13 protein-coding genes are annotated in these 21,820 nt (G+C 47.9%); all 13 read right to left on the minus strand.

Annotation, left to right across the window (positions count from 1 at the left end; translation table 11 throughout):
- Positions 1 to 27: 27 nt before the first annotated feature.
- Positions 28 to 873 carry an SMP-30/gluconolactonase/LRE family protein gene (locus tag ACYVE4_RS01740; RefSeq protein ID WP_460995110.1) on the minus strand — a complete coding sequence of 282 codons (846 nt, stop codon included), beginning with the start codon at positions 871 to 873 and terminating at the stop codon, positions 28 to 30.
- A 368-nt stretch (positions 874 to 1,241) separates the two neighbouring features.
- Positions 1,242 to 1,682, minus strand: coding sequence for a lipoprotein (locus tag ACYVE4_RS01745; protein ID WP_460995112.1), 441 nt, complete (start codon positions 1,680 to 1,682; stop codon positions 1,242 to 1,244).
- Positions 1,679 to 4,531, minus strand: coding sequence for a fibronectin type III domain-containing protein (locus ACYVE4_RS01750; RefSeq protein WP_460995114.1), 2,853 nt, complete (start codon positions 4,529 to 4,531; stop codon positions 1,679 to 1,681). The genes ACYVE4_RS01745 and ACYVE4_RS01750 overlap by 4 nt, the downstream gene beginning before the upstream one ends.
- 23 nt (positions 4,532 to 4,554) lie before the next feature.
- Entirely contained in the window at positions 4,555 to 6,732 is a 2,178-nt protein-coding gene (locus ACYVE4_RS01755) for a fibronectin type III domain-containing protein (protein ID WP_460995116.1), read from the minus strand.
- Positions 6,733 to 6,761: 29 nt separating this feature from the next.
- Positions 6,762 to 13,085 carry a hypothetical protein gene (locus ACYVE4_RS01760; RefSeq protein ID WP_460995118.1) on the minus strand — a complete coding sequence of 2,108 codons (6,324 nt, stop codon included), beginning with the start codon at positions 13,083 to 13,085 and terminating at the stop codon, positions 6,762 to 6,764.
- The gene (locus tag ACYVE4_RS01765) at positions 13,069 to 14,763 is read right to left on the minus strand and encodes a hypothetical protein (protein ID WP_460995120.1); all 1,695 of its coding nucleotides are present in this window, start codon (positions 14,761 to 14,763) and stop codon (positions 13,069 to 13,071) included. The genes ACYVE4_RS01760 and ACYVE4_RS01765 overlap by 17 nt, the downstream gene beginning before the upstream one ends.
- Before the next feature lie 190 nt (positions 14,764 to 14,953).
- Positions 14,954 to 15,709 carry a hypothetical protein gene (locus ACYVE4_RS01770; RefSeq protein WP_460995122.1) on the minus strand — a complete coding sequence of 252 codons (756 nt, stop codon included), beginning with the start codon at positions 15,707 to 15,709 and terminating at the stop codon, positions 14,954 to 14,956.
- A 34-nt stretch (positions 15,710 to 15,743) separates the two neighbouring features.
- The gene (locus ACYVE4_RS01775) at positions 15,744 to 16,358 is read right to left on the minus strand and encodes a DUF3575 domain-containing protein (protein ID WP_460995123.1); all 615 of its coding nucleotides are present in this window, start codon (positions 16,356 to 16,358) and stop codon (positions 15,744 to 15,746) included.
- A gap of 106 nt (positions 16,359 to 16,464) precedes the next feature.
- The gene (locus ACYVE4_RS01780) at positions 16,465 to 17,091 is read right to left on the minus strand and encodes a response regulator (protein WP_460995125.1); all 627 of its coding nucleotides are present in this window, start codon (positions 17,089 to 17,091) and stop codon (positions 16,465 to 16,467) included.
- A gap of 4 nt (positions 17,092 to 17,095) precedes the next feature.
- Positions 17,096 to 17,572, minus strand: a complete 477-nt coding sequence (locus ACYVE4_RS01785) for a DUF6252 domain-containing protein (protein ID WP_460995127.1) — start codon at positions 17,570 to 17,572, stop codon at positions 17,096 to 17,098.
- Positions 17,573 to 17,685: 113 nt separating this feature from the next.
- On the minus strand, positions 17,686 to 19,608 hold the full coding sequence (locus ACYVE4_RS01790) for a tetratricopeptide repeat-containing sensor histidine kinase (RefSeq protein ID WP_460995129.1): 1,923 nt from the start codon (positions 19,606 to 19,608) through the stop codon (positions 17,686 to 17,688).
- Positions 19,609 to 19,610: 2 nt separating this feature from the next.
- Entirely contained in the window at positions 19,611 to 21,545 is a 1,935-nt protein-coding gene (locus ACYVE4_RS01795) for an ATP-binding protein (protein ID WP_460995131.1), read from the minus strand.
- A 32-nt stretch (positions 21,546 to 21,577) separates the two neighbouring features.
- Positions 21,578 to 21,820, minus strand: a 243-nt coding sequence (locus tag ACYVE4_RS01800) for a sensor histidine kinase (RefSeq protein ID WP_460995133.1), incomplete at its 5' end; no start/stop codon positions are given.

Here is a 21,820-nt window from a genome sequence, read left to right on the forward strand (position 1 = left end):
TCCGAACCGGCCTTTTTTATGGATGACTTATTTCAGCGAGTACGCTTTTACGGTATTATGGAAAAACGTAGGTACGAACAGCATTTGAGAAGAAGCGCTGTATCCAATATCAGCTGAGTTGATTTTCTCGCCAGACGTATCCAGTTTCAGTTCGGGTGTTCCGTTATTGATGTACCAAACCTTTCCGCCCCACTCCGTCACCACATATTTCTTATTGCCCAGGGCCACAATGCCATCGATACCACCCATACCTTTGGCGATGGTTGACACATTTTTGGTCGTTGGATCTAAAGAAAGTAACGAACCATCGCCGTTGCCGATTAAAAGCTGATCGTTTTCAAACAAAAGGCCATTGCATCCTTTGAGCGGAGCACCTAATAACACAAGCCGGGGTTTACCGTTGTCGATTGCCCAAATCTTGCTATCGTTCGAATCGGTAACATAAACGATTCCTTTCTTGGTATCGATAGCAATATCATTCAGGAATTTAGCCCCATCGATTGGATATCGTTTCACGACCTGGCCGGTAGCTAGTGAAATTTCAGCCACCTGGTTCATCTCGGTAACATACAGTTTATCTCCCAAAATGCCCATTCCTTTGGTCGAGTTGAGATTTTCGGTGAACTTCAACTTGATGACTTTCCCATCCATACCAACTTTAGCCACAAAACTTCCCGTATTTTCCAGTTTTGGACTACCGTTAATACAAGCTACGTAGAGCACTTTTTGGACAGGATCAACCAAAACACATTCGGGTGTTCGTAGCGTTGTGTCGGATTCCCAAACGGGTTTAAGCGTAATGGTTTGTGCCTGAACGGAAGCCGTTAGATAGGCCAGAAGGCAAAGCAGGGCAATACAGAATGACTTTCCCATGAATTGGTTGGTTTAAAGGGGTGATAAAAGCAAGCGGTTGAGCCTTGCTCGAGATAACCGGGCGAATCTACTAATTTCCATTAACTCTTCCCGACTATAAAAAAAGAAGGCAGTATGAAGATAGACTCACTGCCTTCTTTTTTTATAGTCGGGAAGAGTTAACAAAGAACCTGTTTGAAGTTTTTGCCGAAAGTACGTTTATCATTCTGACGAACGAAGAATCTTAAAGGTACCTTACTCTTGAACTATGAAATATTAAGATTCTTTGTTCCAATGACAAAGGTGCGTTCTTAATTTCTCCTGGAAACCCTAAACAGATTCAACTTATTGGTTTAGATAACCGTCAGAAATCGCCTATTCTAGTCCAATTATTCTGGAATCAAGGCATATTGGTTGACGCTATTACCAGTTTTGCGGCTTTCGGCAGTTCGCTCCAGGCTGAGCGATGACCCATCAGGATCGGTCAGGATATAATATTCAATCGTTCCACCGGTATTAGTTGGCTGCGGTGTCAAACCCGTCAAGATCAGTCGTTTATTATCGGTCGATACACTCCAGGTGCCGGTCGTTACGCGCCCGTCGACATCTTTAAGGATGACTTTGTCTAATTGGCTCAGATCGAGTCGATAGTTGGTATAGCCGGGTTTGATATTATTCGTTGCGCCAAGCGTATACACCAGCAGATCGGCTTCCTTAACGGTATTGGCTTTCCAGATTTTTTTGATCAGGTCGGTAATGGGCGTTATGGGTTTGGGCTGGCAACCACTTAAACCTGCCAGCAGCAAAAGTATATACAACTGTTTTTTCATGGCACTAGAATTTTTTTGGTGAAAATGCGCCCTTCGGCAACCAGCGCAACAACGTACAAACCAGCCGGTGTCTGTCCGAGCGAATACGACCAGGCATCGGTTGAGCCAACTCGTCGCGTATCAGAAATCTGCACTTGCCCACTCAAACTATGCAGTTGAACCTGGGTCGGGGTTGCACGATGCCAATCAGTGCGGATGTGCAGCGTACGATTCTCGACAAACACCTGCGTTTGTGTAATCCATTCATCTTCAACCGCAATCACTACTTCTTCCACACGAGCTTGAGCGATGTTCGAGAAATTCGAGTTTCCGGCAGTGTTAATAGCCCGAATCTGATAATAATACGTTGTGTATTCCTGCAAGCCTACGTCGATATACGAGGTCAGATTGGCCGCCGGGAGCTGTTTGATTTCTATAAATGGCCCGGACGGACTGGTCGAACGCTGGATACTAACGGTTACGGCTTTGGGCGAAAGAATATCCCACGTTAGTCGAATTTGATCGTAATCGAAAATCTTAGCCGTCAGATTAGTTGGCGTAGCCGGTGGAGCTAAAGGCGTAGTGGCGCAAACTGGATCGGTATAAGATGATGGACCTGCCGCATTCACCGCCCGAACTCGAAAACAATATTGCGTCGCATCCGTCAGTCCTTTGACTTCAAACGTGGTGGCATTAGCAGGTAGTTTCGCAATATTGGTGAAAGCACCGGTTTGACTATTTCCCTGTTCTACTTCAAAACTGCTTTCATTGGTCGACAGATCGGCCCAGGCCAGATTGATCTGGTTTGGAGATATGACCGTAGCGGTCAATCGGGTTGGAGCGGCTGGTGGAACATCGGGTGTTGTAGCGTCGGCGACGTTACTGTTATTGCTGGTTCCACTGGCATTCGTAGCGCGAATACGGTAGTAATAATGGTTATTCGGCGCCAAACCGTTATCGATATAGCTCGTCGTATTACCAGCTACCGTTGTGACAGAACTCCAGTTGCTCGTACCGTCTGGACTCCGTTCGATGACAATACTAGTCGCATTCGGGATACCGCTCCAGTTTAGGCTGATTTGCGTGGTTGAAGTTGCTGTAGCTTTTAAATCCTGAGCTGCTACGGGTGGGCCAACGGGCGTGGTTACTTCAACGACGTTAGATGGATTCGACGAACCAGCCCCATTGACCGCTTTGACTCGGTAATAATAATGCGTTTGTGGTAGGGCGGAGTTATCCGTATAAGTCGTTGCGTTGACACCCGCATCACCAATTTTGTCCCAACTCGTTTCATTCGTTGAGCGTTCAATCTGGAAGCCAGACTCGTTGGTCGATACATCAGCCCATTGCAAATTTACCTGGTTATAGGTGAACGAAGTAACTGTGAGTCGGGCGGGATCGGCGGGGGGGATATCGGGCGTAATGGCATTCACGACGCCCGAGAAATCACCCGGTGCGCCAGCACTATTCAAGGCCCGAACTCGGTAGTAGTAGCGTGTATTAGGTGTCCGCCCATTATCTGTAAATGTAGTTGCTGTAGCGGGTGAAGGACCTATGTTTTGCCAACCGTCATTACCGTTTGGACTGCGTTCAAGTTGATACCCACTGGCTCCTGCTACGGCATCCCATTTCACATTAATCTGGGTGGAAGATGTGGCTGTAGCCTGTAAATTCTGTGGAATACCGGCTGGGGGAGTGGGCGTTGTAGCACAGGCTGGCGGATCTGTATAGCCGCTGGCACCAACATCGTTGACGGCTCGCACCCGGTAGCAGTATTGCGTATTACCCTGAACACTCTGGTCGCTGTACGTCTGCGTGTTTGGTCCTACATCCGCAATTTTGATGTACGAAGCCGTTGGACCTCCCGTGGCTCGTTCAATCTCAAATCGAGATTCATTATTGCTCAGATCGGCCCATTGCAGGTCAATTCGGTTATACGCGATTGCCTGAGCCTGCATTCGGGCCGGGGCTGTCGGGGTGCTCTGAAGAGTCGTTTTGCAGACCACTGCCGAATACTCATGCCCGCTTTCGCCAATGCGATAGCAGTATTCAGTGCCCGCTTCCAGGCCCGTATCGGTGAACTCGCCACTGTCGGCCAGCCAATCTTTGATCTTCTCGAAATTGCCAGATTGACCTTTACGTCGTTCAATTGTAATACCCGATTCCTTTCCGTAACGATCCCAGGTTAATTTAATGGAACTACTACTCAAGGTAGTTGCGCTCAGGTTTTTGATATTGGTCGGCGTAAGCGGAATCGACTGGCAAGCGGGCCCGGCAAAGCCTGACGAACCTCCACCGTTTGTCGCCTGAACGCGATAGCAATACTGCTGTCCTCCCTGTACGCCATTGTCGGTCAGGCTGGGCGTCCGGCTATACGAAACCGTCTGATACAAACTGTATGCACCGCCCTGTACAGATCGTTCGACACGGTAGTTGGTTGCCGTTCCGCCAGATCCATTGCTCCAGCTAAGCACTACACTACCATTCTGCAAGGTTGCTGTAAGGCCTGTTGGGGTGCCTGGCGCTTCCTGAGGAGTTGAAACCGTCAGCGTGTTGGAGTAGGTAGACGAAGCTCCGGTGACAAATACAGCCCGGACGCGATAGCTATACGTATTCAGGCTTGTAACGCTCTTATCCTGATATGAAGGTGAATTAGCATTAGCTTCGCCAATTTTAATGAAACTACCGGTTAGCCCCAAACGCTCAATCTCGAACTTGGTTTCGTTGGTCGATTTATCGTCCCAGGCCAAGTCGATCTGATTACTCGTAACGGCCGTTTGGCGTAAGTTCGTCGGAGCGTTGGATTGGGCGTACACAACTGTGCTACTGACAAGGCCAAGTATGACCCAGACTAAGGAAATTGCTTTCATGATGCGTTGGGTTTATTCCTTTATTAGGGCTTATAGGTTGCCTGAACAGGTTTGCTAAGGGCGGATTTGCGATCAGCGGTAATGAGCTGAACGGCATATGTGTAGGTTCCCGCTTCGGAAAAATTCTGATCGGTAAAGCTTGTCTGTTCTACCGAGCGATACATAACAGGCGATTCGTTGTTTAATCCCCGGTAGATCATGAACTTATAAGAACCCGCAGGAGCAGTTGATTTCCAGTTCAGTTGAATGCTCTTTTGCTGCGAATTATAGACTGCCTGAACATCGGTGGGGGGCAGGGCATTGGCTTTCAGTAGATTGACATACTGGGCCGCTACCACAAACGAGCGCGCAGATAGGCGACCACCCGCGTCGCGTGCCTGCAAACTATACTCGTACGATTGCTGATGTACCAGTGTGCTATCGAGGTACGTAAGTTCGGCTGTTGGATGGCCTGGGATTTTGCTGATTGCCTTCCAATTACCACCCGATTCACGTCGGTATAACGTATGCTCCGTTACATCTTCACTCAGACTTGGAATCAGGGTTAACAGAATACCGTTGTTTTGGACGGTTGCATTCTTGACAATTGGCGTGGTGGGAGGGATCTTATCTGGTATATCAACGACTAGTGGCTCCGAAAAATCGGAGTGGTTATTGCTCAAATCCACCGCAACTAGCTTATAATATGCCTGACGGGTTAGGGTTTTTGTGGGGAGTGTATCCACAAACATCGAATCGGCCAAAATGTCGAGGGTTCGCTGCTGATAGTATTCATTATCTCTCTGGTACGACCGATATAATTTATAACCGAGCACATCTGCTTCGGCATTTTTAGGCCATCGAAGGGTTGCTACGCCATTTGTATCAACTTTAACGGTTAGTTTCTTAGGGGCAGATGGTGGTGTTTTATCGTCTATCTGAGCCGTAACTGGAGAGCTGTAAGCAACGTTGCCCGCCGTATCGACAGCTGCAATAACATAGTATTTCCCTAAATAAGGCACTGGTTTCTCATTGGTATACGTCCGGGTTGAAGTCGGTAACAGCGTTTTCATCAACGGCTGATACGGTCCGGCAATATCGTTCGCCTGTCCAATGTAGAATCCTTTCAGATCGGGTGATGGAGACGAAAGTGTCCACGACAGAATGATCCGGCGGTTATCTTCTACTTTCTTCTGAATGTCGATTGGCGGGCGGGGAGGGGTGAGGTCGCGACCACTACCGACGAGTATTTTCGAGACTGGGCTAAGGTCGCCGAAGCTGTTGATGCCGATGATGCGGTAGTAAAATTTCCGGTAGTTAACCCGAACAGAATCCGTGTAATCGACTTCCAGACGGTTGATTTGTTTGTTTTGTCGAAGAGCGGCTGTATCGGGGGCTGCGGCTACATAAGGAATTTGATTCAGTCGGGTAAATTTCTTGCCATCCTGACTCCGCTCGATGTAGTAGCCTGCATAAGCGCCACTGTTATGATTCTTATACCAGATGAGTTTCAGCGTACTATCGCCCGATTCGACACGAGCCACTCGCGGAGCCGACAAGCTATCAAGTTGGTAAGGAAGAACGCTCACCGTAACTGTATCGGTCAGGTCGTTAGGTTTTGGTGTAGGTCCATTATTAATCCATAGCCGATAGAGGCACCGTATTGCCGACTTGTTGAAACTCCGATCAACCCATCGTAAGCCGAGTGCGTTGGCGGCTAACGGTGAAAATTCAGCCGCCATGGCCGCCACCAACAATTGTCCCTGTTGCTGTTGGTGAAGCCGATAGAAATCAGCAGCCCCCGTCTGTGGATCATTTCCCGGATTTTTACCATGCAGGATCTGAGCGGCAATAGCTACATAGCGGTCATCGCGTGGTAACCGTTTTTTCATGGAATCCAGCGACCAGGGCTTAATGGGTGCGACTGAGAGTCGTTTTCGCAATGGAATTTTTCCGTTAGGCATGAATGTAATCCGCTCAAGTATATAGCCTCGTTCGTTGGCCAGCAGCCAATAGGCTCCTTTATTGACATTCCAGCGCAGCACAATGGAATCGCCATAATTCCGGGCTTTCATGGCTAATTGAACGCCTGTAGAATTCGCTGACCGTTTGGGCAGCCCCTTAGGAAGTGGCCGGGCTTTTGTCGGCTGGGTTGGTTGGGCCATTACTGTGGTTCCGCTCAGGAGTATAACCAGCCCTATAATTTTAAACAGCGTATGCATGAGTACGATTCGATTTAATAGTTTCCCGATTAGTTACCACCCATCGGGAAATAATAAAAAGTAGTTGGAAAGAAGGTCTGTAGCGGGACAAACTTGTTGATTTCGCCGATGATGAAATTGTTGGTATAATTCCGAATGGCTATATCATCCTTAGTGGGTATTTCATAGCGGAAAGCAATGTACATGGGCGACTTTTCCGTGCGTTGGGGCACATCACCATAATCGTAGTTGCTCTGTTTGTAGAACGGATCTTCGATTGTTTGCCAGTAGCTTGCATACGTGCCATGGCTAGCTCCTCCCTGTATGGTCATGGTTGGCGAACTACCGTAACCTCCGGCTCCATAGCTCAATTTTATAGAGGCATCGTGCACATACTTTGTAATGAACTGCTGTTCGGTCATGCCTTTCGGTAAATTATACCAGCTCGGTATACTCATTCGGAGCTGGTATTCTTTCCGAAGAGCCTCCCAGTGGTTTTTTTGCATCTCTTTGAAGAACTGAACCAGCGCGCCCATGTCGCTGAGCATAATGTGATCTCGCAGGTAGGTAAAACGCACCATATCCGAGCCGTTGTAACTCCATTCGACAGCTTTGTCGAGCGGTCGGGCTTTCAGGTCCGGGAACCAGCCTGTGCTTTGATAATTCGAGACCGGAATCTTCTCACGCCAGTCTTCGTAAGCGACAAACGTCTGATTCAGTGTGGGGTCAATTGGCACCGCAGTGCTGCCTTCATATTTATAGTTACCCTGATCCACATACCCATCCTCGTTCATTTCTTTGCCCAGATAGGTGTAGTTGTCGACAATATCGTAATCACCATTATCGTGTAGCGCCTGCATGACGTCGTAGATCTTGGTTTTCATTGTCGTCTCGAACGGATTACTGGGCGTCTGTACGTAAGGCGAACTAACTGTCAGCATGGGCGTGAGAATTTCTACCCCTGGTGCTATTTGCGTATACCCATTCATGTCGAAAGAATCAAAAGGTTCATAGCCAGGACCAGCAGTGGATCGAAGCTCAAGTTTGTAATAGGCTTGATAATCAGTTGCCTTTAAACTCAATCCTTTCATTTTCTCCAGGAATGTGTTGTATTTGCTCGTCTTGAAGGGGATACTGAATAATAGGTTCCCCTTGTTGTTTCCAGAAGCCGTCGCGCTGGCCTGCACAGCCGCCACATTCAGACTGGTTTGGAGAAATTTCGCTTTCCCTTGCGCTACTGATACATATTTGACCGACGTAAGTGCACTACCAGATCCATTTCCAGTGGCCTTTTTGCGTTTAACAATGTTTATCGTGTAACGCTCCTCGTTTATCAGTCCGTTAGGAATGTCAAACGTAATGCGTCCATTCTTGTCGTACTGAATTGGAACGGTGGCTACAGTTGATTCATCCCAGTCTTTCGTGAAATCGGCAGTATATTGAAAGGCTGGATTGCCTACATCGTCCAATACGGCTAATCCTTTGTACTGGCCTTTCAGGAACCCTTGTGCTAACTCCTTCTTAAGGAAATATTTCTGCATAGTCACCGGCGACATACGCTGGATAGCGTCGACGGGAATTTCGTCGGGTTGTTTGCCCAGGGTGAACGCAACGCTTTTTTCCTGATGCCGAGCTTCGCGGATTCCCTTCGAGTCAATAAACGGATCATCAAGTTGACCACCGGGGCCGATTTCTTTGATGACGACGTTCTGCGCTAATTTGCAGACTGCATACGATGGTAAGAACGCACTGGCAGATAGTACATACGACTTTGCATCGCCCGACCATTTAATCGGATTGAGATCGACAAAAGGTTTGTAGGCTTGTTTACCATCTTTATACGTGAATACGGGTTGATCGGGAATAAATTTATACTTGCGAATAGCATTTGGAATGTGTACCTCAAACGGCTGATTCATCGGCATATTAAAGGCTACAGCCATCGTTGGTCGGCATGAAATCTCGGTTTCACCTTCCTGCGGAGTAAAGTCGGCGATGATGTCAATATCTTTCAGCGGATCGCCATTATAAACGGGTGTACACTTGCTGCCAAATGAGAAGCTTTGCGTGGTTTCAACCGAAATCAGGCCATCGAGTACTTCGCCTTTTATCTTGACTTTCCCATCCGCCCAAGTCGGGTCGGGTACGCCAGCTTTTAACACCGCACCGGCCTGTAAAGTCATCAGCGAGAGAGAACCTGAGAAAAACCAAACGTCTACGTAGATATCGATACCGCCACCTAGATAGGCATACGCCTGACCCATTCCATACCAACCCATGATGCCTTGTGGCGTACTATTGGATTCGCCACATTTCAGATTCTTGGCTAAAGCTGCATCGAAACCGACAATAGCATCGGCCCAAAGCCGGAAAGGTTGTACCTGTACTTTCAGCTTCCCTTCTATACTACCTCCCATAAGCAGTTTGTAATCATTGCCTGTGGCCAGCAAGTCGGGTAGCGAACGTTGTTTGAAAGCCATTTTGGCTTCTGGCAGTGTATTACTTCCGTTCGACAGGAAATCGGATACTTTTTGCGGCAACGGTGGTAAGCCACCCAAATTCGGACCTACACCGACGGCCAGATAGCCTTTAGCCGCTAAGTAAGCGCGTAAAGCACTCTTATCATTTCCTACATCGAGCAAAGTGACCGCTATGCGATTATTCTCATCTTTTGGATCGCCCAACTTCACGTACCAGTCTTTGCCGCTTGCTACGTGCATCATGAAGGGAACATGCACTTTCGCTGTCAGAACTTTGGCATCGACACCCAGCGAGGCATCCAGAACGCCCTGTGCATAATTGATATCCATAACAGCATGGGCAACACCGTCGGAACCGTCGCCATCACCCGATTGGCTGATTACGTTCGCGTTGCCGTGCATATTGATGCCGCCCATACTGCCGCCCGCAAAATCGACGGTCATGGCTAAACTGGCGTTGAATACGTGCGGATCGACCAGCCCAGCATAGATTTTTGCCGTAAGTCCCCAACCTCCTTTGGCTGGTTTGAAAACGGTGCCGGATAACGTTTTCCCCGGCTGGGTCAGATCGACGGGAGGTAGGGCTTTTTTGTTGTCTTCACTAGCTTTGGCCAGTTTCGTTATCTGACTGGGGTCCGCCAGCGCATCTTTCCCATTGACGGTCATACTCATATTATAGTGCATACCACCACCGAGCCCCGTCAGAACGATCGGCCCAACAACGGGTATTCCGCCAGGAAACTGAACACTTCCATCAACGAAGCCGTATTTGAATCCGTTGACATTTCCGAAGAGCATCATCATCTTTATTTTTACATCGAAGCCCGGAATGGTAACATCCGCATTTCCTTTTATGCCGTTGCCATAGATTCCGTCGCTATTGATAAAGTCCAGACCGCCTTTTACCGTCAGAGGGCCAATGGCACCATCAACGCTTATACTGCGAGGGTAAACACCTGAGAAACTTGGCTTAAAACGGTTTCCATCAGACGTGACAGAGCCTAGAACATCAAGCGAACCATGCGCCTGAACAAACTTCGCATCATCTCCACCCTCGCCAAGGTGCAGACCAATCCCTAATCGTACGCCCGTTCCTTCTTTTGTGGAAACGATAGTCGGCGGATCAAAGTCAAGAGGGAATCCGGCTAATGACGATTTGGCGTCGTCGGATGGGGCCAAAAACCATTCATTCAGTTCATCATCGGGCGACCAGGGACCACCGCCTTTTTTAGCATTGCCACTTGGCGTATTATTCGCTTTAGCAACATCATTCGTCAGGCTCCATTCCCCCGTATTCAAATATAATCCAGAGCCGCCAAGCGCCGTTGCCCCCGGTGTAGACGTGTTGCCGATGGTGAATTTCTCAAAATACAGTTTTGGCAATACCGTATCAATGGCTTTACCTACCGATCCCGATCCCGCAAACTTCTTGACATCGATGGCTACTTTTCCACCCAAACTCATGCTGATCTGGGTCTTTTGGCCTGATTTATACGTCACGTTGATGGCCGTATTGGCATTTAAGTCCATTGTAGCAGCCAACAAGGGAACATTATAACCGTCTTTTGGAGAAGCCGTAAATTGCACATTATCAAAACCACCCGATAGGCTACAACTGTAACTGAAGAAATCCGTGCTGATCGGGAACTGCAATTTTCCCAGGATATTTCCCCCTCTGTTGCTGTTCTGAACGATGGTCCACTGAATATCGTCGATACCAAATCCGAAGCCGGCCAACGAACCTTTTGTGTAGTCCAGAATCGGTTTATTGGCAGATGTAATGAAACCGGTAAAACCAGACCCGTCGAGGATGCCACCGTTTACGCTTACCCCTATACGCGGGTTGTCTTTGAAGGATTTTGGCAGTTCGACAGTAACTTTCTTGAAATACGTACCATGAAACGTGAGGCCTGTATCGCCGTTATAATCTTTAGGCAGGTTGAACCCATCCGGATTGGCTTTGTCGGAATGATCATAAACAATGTCATTTCCGGTGAATGTTACCCCACTCAAACCAGGAACCTGAAACGGAGGTAACGAAACGGTACCGACCCAATCGCTCCACTGGACGAAATCAGCCGTAATGGTTCCGACTAAATCGCCTGCTTTCACGGCACCCTTTCCATCATCTAGTTTCAGTATGGTACTGCCCAGATTCAAATCCATAACCCCATGTACCTTGTCGAAATCGCCATTGGTAATGGTTGCATAGGTTCCTTCGGGTTTGCCACTATTGGGGTCGCTTTTCTTGAAAACAAACTTCTGACCGATACCGCCCGGTATGGGCATAGGCATGTCTTTTACCAGATAGAGCGTACCGGTGTTGGGGAGTTTTTCCTGGGGGCGAGTGCAGACATTTACGGCCGCCAGAAACAAATTCAGATTGGCCTCGGGCAGCGAAACGCCCACAACCATATCCATCTGAGCACCAACCGGACTAAAACTCATTTGATTGATCCCAACGGTACCAATTTTTCCATCGTATTTGAGCGGCAGAGGAATGGCTACGGCCTGCTTAGCGGCTTCAACCAGGGTATTCTTGACCTGATCGAAATAATTGTTCGGTAATCCGCCAAAGCCATCGATCTGTCCAAGTGGAATATTGGGTGTGCCCGGTCCTTTGCTGTCTGAATTGACATCGCCGTCAAATACTTGATTCTGGCCATTGACTTTCAGGTTTTGAAACAGGACTTTAATGGGTGCTCCGTTCCAGGTAACTCGTCCTTCGCCAGTATAACCGCCATTTATGTACTTGGCAGTCGCTACGATCAGGTCGAATTCGCCTACTTTCACCGTTTTCCCATCGAGGGGGCCGGTTAGCGGATTTGCCTCACTTGGTAATTCAACTGCTTTACAAAATACTTTGCTCTTAAATGCTTTCGGCGTTGTTGATTTGGTCGAATCGTTGGAAACGACGGGTATAATCGGCAGCTTCGGGCCAGTCGGTTCTGTGCCGTACGTAAAGGCGCAGACTGGACTTTTGCCGTCGTTCTGGAAATTCAATTTGCGCGAGCGATCAATCGCCTGAACGCGCCAGGCATACCGTTTGCCAACGACGAACGGCGGTTGGGTAGGACCGTATAAAAAAGTGCTCGTCCGTAAATTCCGAACCTCTACGCCGGATTTGGGTAGGGTAATCGCATCGATAAATACGTTCGGGTCAACATTTTCCTGCGGCAGCTCAACAATGCGTAAGGTATAGTCAACTGATGCAGGGGATACGCCAGCAGGTGGTGTCCAGGTAAAGACTGTTGACTGGGGAATGATGGCTGGTATACTGGCGTCGCAAAGGGGCGAAATCAGGATCGGTGGCTCGACGGATTTGACAACGATTGGGGCAGAACAACCTAATGGAAATTCTGCCGAAAGGGCTTGACCAAAGGCAACGGCGGCTGTGTTGGTAGCCGTTTCGTTATACGCCCGAATACAAAGCTGATACGTACCATCCGGTAGCGGAAAACCGCGGGCCAGCAGATTTTTGTCAATACCCGTCACCTCAATCTGGTTCAGATCAAATAAGCCTTCCAGATCATTTCGCGTGAGTAGTGTCTGACCAGGCGGAATCGTCAGTGGGCGGGGGGGACGATAGTTCGGCGACGTACGAATCTCAATGCCGTTATCGCCCGTCAGTTGACCCGCCAGCCGAATCTGAAAATTCGTGCGACCTGTGTTGATGACAAACACACGTACTTGCTGTCCGGCACCGGGATAATCCTGCAGATAGGCGCTGTAAGGTGGCATAACGCTCACCTGAATTTGCAGCGGAAAGGTCTGAGCTTGTACAGAGCTGACCCTTAGGACGCAAAGCATCGCGCAAAGCACGCTAAGAGTCGTAACACGTTTGCGAATGAGACGTGTCGTCGCCAGTAGAATAGTATTAAAAAGAGATGCCATAGCCGAGGTTCCCTCTGAGTTCGTTAAATGCTTGTTCCTGAATACCAGTATTGGAGTTCAAATAATTGAGCGATACGTTTATAGTCTGCCGTTTAGCTACCTGATACCCACCAGTTGCTGAAATAGTCATTACTTTCCCCGTCACACCCGACTGCTGGTTGACTAAGTAGCTGGCGTTAAACGAAGTCGTTAATTTTTTCTCGAAAAAAGACTGCGTCGCACCCAGTGTTGGTCCGAAGAAGCGCACCGTCCGGTTCGTGTCGCCAACGGCAATCGGTAATTGCGTTTGCGTGTACGATAGCATCCCGTTGAAGCCCCAGCCAGTTGTCGTTTGCTGATAGAAATAGCCCAGATTCAGATTGATGTTGTTGTTCTCTGTTTGGTTGGCAGTATTGACATTTAGATCGCTGAGTTTTTGGTAGGTCGTAGTTAGATTAAAAACCTGGACAACATCTTCTTTCTGGAGTGTGTAGCGCGTATTAACCGTTGCGGAAAGATTATTCTGCGCTAGTTTCAGTGTATCGATAATTGGTCGCAGACCCGCCTGTTGGCTAATGCCGTAATTGGATAAATGTACATCAATACCAAACTTCGTTTCGGGATTGTAGGAGGCTGTCAATGAGCCAATTGTACGACCTGTACGAGCGTTCTTGTTATTAGCCAGATTATCAAACTGAATACCGTAACTACCCGATATGTGAAGTTTCCCCTCCATTAGGGTAAGGTTCGGAGCAATAGCGTAACTTTCAATATCACTCTGGAAATAATAAGCTCCCATTGTCTGGAAATTGGGATCGATGCGTTTGTACTGCAATTTGATCCCTGCGTTCTGTCCACGATACCCAATAGCGGCCTGCGTTGCCTGCGTCAGTTGGGTTGACAAACGTGGGGTAATGAGTGTCCCGAATAAACGTGCTACCGGATTACTGCCTTCGGTCGATACCAGAGTTGCCCGTACATCGCGTGTATAGGCACTCACCGCGCCATCCAGTTCAACCGTAATATGTTTTAGAATTAGTAATCGGGTTGTTAAGCCAACGACCAGATTTTCGGCGGGCGTAACCGTTGAGGAAACAGACTGAGGAGCTGATGCGATGGAGGCCGAATCGTCTTTGGCTCGTAACATAATCAGATCGACGTAATTACCGGGTTTGCCGTATCCCACTTTCACTGCGTAACCGGTGCGTTGGTAAGCCGGAATAATATCGGGCTCCGCAATATTTGTAGAGATTGCTTTGTTGAATCGGCCGTAGACTGCACCAAGCCGAAGTTTACCCGGATTTAGTTCAACTCCACCGCCCAGAAACGTATGGCCAGCTAGCGTAAATGGCGAGAAACTTACATTGCGATAACCTGCGTGAACAGTAGCCCATTTGTAGGTTGGCGACACACCAAATTGGTTGAATGGCTGCCGGAAGCTACTCCCCTGATTGCCGAGTACAGCCGAAAATGGTAGCGAAATGCCTCCGGGTAAGGCCACTGTAACCGAGCCGCTTAGACCCAGAGGAGAAGGTTGATTTCGGGCGGCAATACCACTGGCGGTATAAAAACCAGCGTAAGCATTTAACCCACCCGACACCTTCACGGGTGACGATTTTTGAGTGGGAGCATCCGTCTGAGCCCACGTGGGAAAACTCAGCCAAAACCCGCAAAGGAGAAGTAGTAAACTTGAGCGCATTCCTGACACCGTTTTGACTCGAAAAACTTGTGTCAAAACTACTTACACGCTCTAGGGTAATCAATCGGATAAATGTATGATAGGGAAACTACTTTTTAGAGTTTATTAGAGATAACCTATTGATTATTAGGTGGGTTGATATTGTTTCAAGGTCGCTCCCGGGCGTTTATTGCGTAGAACTACGTAAGGCTTACTGACCAATGCCCACGCCAATTGCAACGACTATCGGATTCAGGAGTTGCATGTTGGGTAACGACGACAGAAACTCGCTATCACCCATCAAATTGTTGTAGGCTTTTTCCTGTTCTGCAGTCAGTTTTATCGGTGGACCGAACGTGAGCGCGAAGGTTGATTTTTTAGTGGTTAAGCCGCTCATTTTACCACCCTGCCAATCGGATAATATACCGCCATAATCCCAGGCGAATCCCCAGATTTTGAACGGTTTACCATTTCGTTTCTCCAGCTCTTTCAAGGTCGTACCGATGTGTAAGCCGTCGGCCGTCGTCCAGCGCGTGGGAGTGAGGTTTTTGATTGGATTGCCTTCATCATCCAAAAGGTTTGGTCTAATGGTAATGATTTCAGGACGAATACGTGCTGAATCCGTGTAGGAAATTTGAACCTCGTCCGATGTGCCTTTATAGAGTGTCGTTCCTAAATACGTAATACCTTCAGGACCATACATTGTATCCCCAGCCGTGACAATCGTTGAGCCCAGTGTCCTGAGTAAGTCGGCTTCGGACGTTTTGATGTTGATCGGCCCAACTCGTTCGCCGGGTACGATCAGAAAGTCGTTTTGAGACGATTTCTGAGCCGATTTGGATGATACCGCTACTGCCTGCGAATCGGTTTTGGATTGTGTCGCTGCCTGATCGGTTGCAGATGGTTTTGACTGGCAGGCCAATACAACAAGGACAAGAAAAAATACGTAGGGTGATCGAAGGTTCATTCGTATTGTATGGTATTAACTTAGTCAAAATCAATTAGAATGTATAGCCCACACTAACCCCTGATCGGAGGTCTGCCATCAGATAATCCTGGCCACTATCCGACGTTAGGGTGCTGTAGCGCATGGTATGTTGAAAGCTGGTTAGCGCTTCTGGCATGAAACCACCACCATGAACCAGTTCGATGACAAAACCATGTTTTAATACCCACATATACCCAATCGTCAGCCCGAAGCCGACGGATTTAACCCTGATCTCATCCAGTTCAACTGGTTTATTTGGGCCAGTGCCAATTTCATTTACATACCGCAACGACCGGACTTTTACGTACGGATTGACGAAAAAACCAGCGGGGTGTTCACGAGTCGTTAACCGAGCCATTTTCGCTGTATAGATCTTCCCTTCAACAGTTGCATTGACAAATTTTACATCTTTGGCAACCACCCCAAACTGCCACCATCGAGCACTGGTACGAAGGGCAAAACGGGGAGACAAGGCTCGCTCGTAAAATACGGAAACTGGTGCTAATATATTCGTTTTTAGGAGATTTGGTCGGGCCCAGCACTGAGTCGTGTTCTGGGCTGAACCTGACACACATGCCAGAGTAAAACTGCATACGGTAAACGCCAGACGCAGGACTATAGAATGCATTGTGTGCAGGAACTAGTATGGTGAGGGATTGGAATAGTAAAGATTATTCTTATCCGTAAGCTACTGTATGACAAGGTAGGTCTATTAATGTTCAGGCGTGCCCTATTTATTTAAACAGTCCCGTTTTCAGTGCTTTAGCTACTGCTTCCGATTTGGAGTTGACGTGTAATTTTTCGTAGATATTAACAATGTGCGTACGAACGGTGCCCATGCTGATGCCGCAATGATGAGCGATGAGTTTGTAGCTATCTCCTTCGACCAATCGTTTCAAAACCTCTTTTTCTTTGTCGGTTAGCAGAAAATTGCTCGCTTTAGGTTGTTGAAAGGCTTCCAGCACTTTAAGCGCAATAGAAGGCGTCATTGCGGCCCCACCCGACATTACCTCGCGAATCGCATCCATAATTTTATCGGCTGGGGTTTTCTTTAGCAGGTAACCGACGGCCCCGGCCGAGATAGCCGCAAAAATTCGTTCGACGTCTTCAAATACGGTGAGCATCAGAATTTTAGGCCGAGTTGTTTGCTCGCGAATAAGTTTTACCGCTTCGATACCTGTACGGCCTGGCATGTCGATATCCATCAGGATCACATCGGGTTGGGTGCTCTTGACGACTTCTGCAGCCTGAAGTGCATTGGGATATTGACCCGTTACGATCAGATCGTCGGTAGCGTCGAAAATCAGAGCGAGGGTTTCCCTCAGGGAATTGTTGTCATCGAAAATAGATACTCGAATCATATGCCTAAATAGTCTCTACGGATACTTTAAAGCTGCCATTGGTTAGTACAATTTCTCGTTTTTGCTGGAGATTATAGGTCTTCATCGAAAAAGTACCTTCAATCGTAGCTCCATCAAATTTTGTTACGGTAACCGTACCGGTACGCCCTTCTTTATTGGAATAAGTCGTATTGGTTTTCACATCTACATAACTTCCCGTACTGCCTGTTTTGCTAATATCAACCAGCGTAATTGTACCGGGGCCTGTCAATTTTTCAAGCGTAAAGCCCATCATGTGAGCACTATTATATCCCACAAGAGTGAGGTCTTTAGTCGTTTTGTTATAAGTCGCTGTTGCTTGCTCCGACGTAAACGATTGTCCATCTAACGAGGCTGTCACAACCCCTTTACTGGCTGGCGTAATGCTATCCTCTCCTTTTTTGCTACAGGCGAATGAACTGACAACCAAGGTAAGTATCCAGACTAGTTTGAGCGTTTTCATACGATAAGCGTGTTTGTTGGTAAGTAATCCGGACGGGTTCCTTAGCTGCCGTTACTTACTCGACAAAAATAGCTTGTCTGCTCATGCCGGGAAATCGGATAAATGTATGACTTTCATGGGTTCATGATCAGTTGTAAACGAGTTCCCTGTCCCGGTGTTGATTGTACGGCTAATAGGCCACCCATCGCCACGGCCCGCTGTTGCATACTCCGTTGTCCGTTACGGGGGCTGGCCTGAGCGGTGTTAAATCCTCGTCCATTATCTTCAATCAATACCCTGAGCTGATCGTTCTGAAGCTCAACTCGTAGGGTCGCCTGGGTTGCCTGTGAATATTTAATCAGGTTATTAATGGCTTCTTTCCCAATCAGATACAGGTTCCGGCGGACTTCCATCGATACGGGGTAATTGTCCAGCGAAGAGTCGACCGAGAAGTGAAACACGATTCCTTTGGATTCCATCAGGGGCTGGGCGTACTCCTGCAAGCGTAGGGCAATGCGGTGCAGGGAGTCGTTGCCGGGATTGATGGTCCAGATGATCTCATCGATGGACTCCAGAATCTGGCGGGCATCGGTGTATATTTTGTGGACCATTTTCTGGGCTGATTCGGGCTGATTCTGTTTGAGCAAGGCATCGGTGTGGCCGCTGAGCATTGAGATGCTACTTATTGTACTGCCCACCTCATCATGTAAATCATGCGCAATTTGCTGACGTAGTGTGTGAGCTTCCTGAAGTCGCCGGAGTCGCGCCCGGTTCAGCAGCCAAGCTGAAAAAAGTGCTCCAAGAATCAAGATTAAAAGGCCACCGATTATGAAAGCGTTCCGTTGAAATTGAGCACTTTGTTTCTGTTGATTCAACAGCCTGACCTGCGCATCCCGTTTCCCAGCTTCGGCTTTAGCGAGTAAATCACGCGTTTTCTGAGTAGCCTTATAGGAAAACAGTGAATCGTTCAGTCTGCTAAAAGCCATTTGAAAGCGATAGGCTTTATCGTACTGATGCACTGCTGCATACACTTTCGATAATCCTTCGCTGGCGTCCAGTTCATCGAGGGGTTCCTTCAATTGCCGGGCAATTTTCAAGCTTTTCAGGAAATAAGGTTCAGCCTGTTGGTAGTTTTGATGGGATAGGTAGTACTGTCCCAGCGCAAAACTGGTATTTAGTCTATCCATATCATTCGCTCTGAAACTTGCCTCCTGAGCATAGTGTTCCGCTAGTTTGAGAGCATGCAAGGCATTGGCAGGTTGATTAAGTTGGTTATAGCAATCGCCGATAGTTAAATAGATATTGATTTTCCAGGATTGAAATAGAAACTGATCCGTATAGGGAAGGACTTTGGCTAGGTGATTTATAGCCTCTTGATACTTATGCTGGCGTTTGAGTAATGCCGTCATAGTGCCTTCGGCCCAGAATATCATCATTTTATTTTGGTCGTGATAGGCGATCGCATACGCTTTTTGGGCATACTTGTCTCGCTCCTTGTCCCGGCCTAGTATCCCCATAATCTCACTAACGCCCAGATAAGCACGGGTAGTATTATTTGTTAGGTGATACCGTTCGGCGAGTCGGATTGACGCTAAAAAATGCTTAAGCGCAGGCTCGTGTTGATGACTGAAATAGCAGGCATCGCCAAGTCCGGTTATGGCCAGTAGTAATTCACCCGACGGCAAATGATTTCTGATTATAAGCTGTCGGGCTTTCTCGAAATACGCCCTGGCTTTAGGAAGGTGTGCACTTCCCGGACGTAGCATATAAATGTTACCAAAATGGAAAAACACGCGTTGCAGCCCCATGGTATCCTGTAAACGCATCGCCAGGGTTTCTGTACGTTTGAGCAGCGAATCGGCCCTATCCAATTCCCTAAGTCTATAAAGCCATTGCGCGTACTGGCAGGCAGCCCGTATGTAGGTCGTGTCCTGTTTAGCCGTGTGCAGATAACGTAGTAATGAATCCGCACCACTCACGGTGTATACCTGACCCTTACAGGTAAGAATCGTCAGAAGAACGACCAGGCTACATAGTAGGTGACGATTTAGTGTCATAGTCAAACCAGTGAGGTAGTTAAAATCAGACGCGTTCCCTCTCTAGGAATTGAACGTATCTCCAGCAAACCACCCATGGCCTCAGCCCGTTGCTGCATACTCGTCTGGCCGGTTCGCTGATTAGCTTGAGTAGCATCATACCCTTGCCCGTTGTCTTCAATCAGCACCTGCAACTGCCTGTCCTTGCGCTCAAACTTTACGGTCGCTTTACTAGCGTGAGAATACTTCACTAAATTATTAATAGCCTCTTTGCCAATTAAGTACAGGTTCCGACGCACCTCCATGGAGATGGGTGATCCCTCTAAAGCTGGATCAATCTGGAAGGAGAACTGAATCTGTTTAGACTCCATCAGGGGCTGGGCGTACTCCTGCAAGCGAAGGGCAATGCGTTGCAGCGAATCGTTGCCGGGGTTGATGGTCCAGATGATCTCATCGATGGCTTCGAGGATGTGTCGGGCATCGGTGTAGATTTTCTGGACAGTTTTCTGGGCTAATTCCGGCTTATTTTGGCTAAGAAGGGTATTCGTGTGTCCGCTCAGCATAGAAATGCTGCTCAACGTACTGCCTACTTCGTCATGGAGGTCATGAGCGATTTGTTTACGTAGGTTCTGGGCTTCCTCAAATCGCTTAAGCCGGGAGCGATTGAGCAGCCAGGCGCTGATGGCAGCTCCCAGCGACAGCACCAGTAAACTTACTACCAGAAGCGCATTGATGCGAAATTGAGTTCGTTCAGCTTCCTGCTGATTGATTTTGGCTTGTTGCTGGAGAAGTTTGATTCGGGCTTCTTTTTTCTCAGTTTCGTACTTGGCCACTAGCCGCTGGACTTCGGCGGAAGTACGGACGGTGGTAGTGGAATCCATGCGTTGGTTTCGTTCGAGCTGGAAGACATACGCTTGCTGAAAATCCTTCATGCCGCCAAATAGATCAGCTAACCCCTGCGTATAGATGGCAATTTTAGTTTTGTCCTCTAGTTCATTAGCCAGCGAAAGGGCCTTTTTCATATACTGCTCGGCAAGCTTATAGTCTTTCAGTTCTTCATGAACTTGCCCCAGATTGAAATAATCCGTAGCCATAGCTGATTTGTTCGCTTGCTTTCGAGAAATGGCCAGCGCCTGTTCGATGGCCTGTTTAGCTTCAGTGAAACGCTTCACTTTTCGTAAGGCCAGCCCCGTATTGACTAAAATATCTGCCTGTAAAAGTTCGGATCCTGCCTCCCGAGCGTGACCGTGAGCTGACTTGTAATAACTTAACGCTTTTATTTGCTGATCCAGATCATCATAACATTTACCCATATTTTGCTCGCAGATAGCCATTCCATATGCGTTTTTCTGGGTTTGGTTCAGGATCAATGCCTGCTTGAAATAGCTGATCGCTTCGGAGGTTCGTTTCATGTCTTTCAACGCTAAACCAATTCCGTTAAACGTGTCTTCATTGCGAGGTTGCAGATTGTGTTGTTCCTGCATTCGTAGAGATTGTAAATAGACTTCTATCGATTTTTCGTACTGATGCGCAGTACGGTAGGCGGTTCCAAGGTTTGTTAGGGCTCGCGCTATTGTCCGAGAGTCGAGTTTATAGGACTCTGCAATGGAAAGGGCCTTCCTGAGCGATTCAAGGGTTTGTTGCGGTCTGTCCGACAGGTAATAATTGGAACCCATATTGGTATTTGCTCTGTAAATACCACGGCCAAAGTTTAGTTTAATCGCTACTTTTTCGGCGGTACGCAATAACGAATCGGCCCGGTCGTAATTGGCTTTTTTACGAGTAGTCAGGTTCCCTAATTCATTTAAGGCATTGACAAAATTTGTGTCGGTTGGCGTATGCGTCTGGACATACATTTCCAGCGAATCGAGTGATTTGGGTATTTGAGCTACGACAGCGGTAGCATGGACAAGAATCAGACTTAAAATCGTAAATAAGGGCTGATAAACGTGTTTCATAGTTGAATTAGGATGTGCGCAGAGAGTTAGTCTTAACTAAGAGAGGTGGTCAGTACTAATCGGGTACCCTGCTCAGGACCCGATTGCACCGCCAATGAGCCTCCCATCGCTTCAGCTCGCTGCTGCATACTGCTTTGCCCCGTTCGCTGGCTGGCTTGGCTTGGGTCAAATCCTCGACCGTTGTCTTCAATCAGCACTTGCAAGTGCTTCTCCTTGCGCTCAAACTTTACGGTCGCTTTACTAGCGTGAGAATACTTCACCAGGTTGTTGATGGC

It is taken from the genome of Spirosoma harenae, assembly GCF_054776975.1.

What these genes read in the sequence shown, in the direction of transcription:
- ACYVE4_RS01740 (WP_460995110.1), bottom strand. Translation starts at nt 873, where the DNA reads ATGGGAAAGTCATTCTGTATTGCCCTGCTTTGCCTTCTGGCCTATCTA.
- ACYVE4_RS01795 (WP_460995131.1), bottom strand. Translation starts at nt 21,545, where the DNA reads ATGAAACACGTTTATCAGCCCTTATTTACGATTTTAAGTCTGATTCTT.
- ACYVE4_RS01755 (WP_460995116.1), bottom strand. Translation starts at nt 6,732, where the DNA reads ATGCATACGCTGTTTAAAATTATAGGGCTGGTTATACTCCTGAGCGGA.
- ACYVE4_RS01785 (WP_460995127.1), bottom strand. Translation starts at nt 17,572, where the DNA reads ATGAAAACGCTCAAACTAGTCTGGATACTTACCTTGGTTGTCAGTTCA.
- ACYVE4_RS01775 (WP_460995123.1), bottom strand. Translation starts at nt 16,358, where the DNA reads ATGCATTCTATAGTCCTGCGTCTGGCGTTTACCGTATGCAGTTTTACT.
- ACYVE4_RS01750 (WP_460995114.1), bottom strand. Translation starts at nt 4,531, where the DNA reads ATGAAAGCAATTTCCTTAGTCTGGGTCATACTTGGCCTTGTCAGTAGC.
- ACYVE4_RS01780 (WP_460995125.1), bottom strand. Translation starts at nt 17,091, where the DNA reads ATGATTCGAGTATCTATTTTCGATGACAACAATTCCCTGAGGGAAACC.
- ACYVE4_RS01765 (WP_460995120.1), bottom strand. Translation starts at nt 14,763, where the DNA reads ATGCGCTCAAGTTTACTACTTCTCCTTTGCGGGTTTTGGCTGAGTTTT.
- ACYVE4_RS01790 (WP_460995129.1), bottom strand. Translation starts at nt 19,608, where the DNA reads ATGACACTAAATCGTCACCTACTATGTAGCCTGGTCGTTCTTCTGACG.
- ACYVE4_RS01760 (WP_460995118.1), bottom strand. Translation starts at nt 13,085, where the DNA reads ATGGCATCTCTTTTTAATACTATTCTACTGGCGACGACACGTCTCATT.
- ACYVE4_RS01745 (WP_460995112.1), bottom strand. Translation starts at nt 1,682, where the DNA reads ATGAAAAAACAGTTGTATATACTTTTGCTGCTGGCAGGTTTAAGTGGT.
- ACYVE4_RS01770 (WP_460995122.1), bottom strand. Translation starts at nt 15,709, where the DNA reads ATGAACCTTCGATCACCCTACGTATTTTTTCTTGTCCTTGTTGTATTG.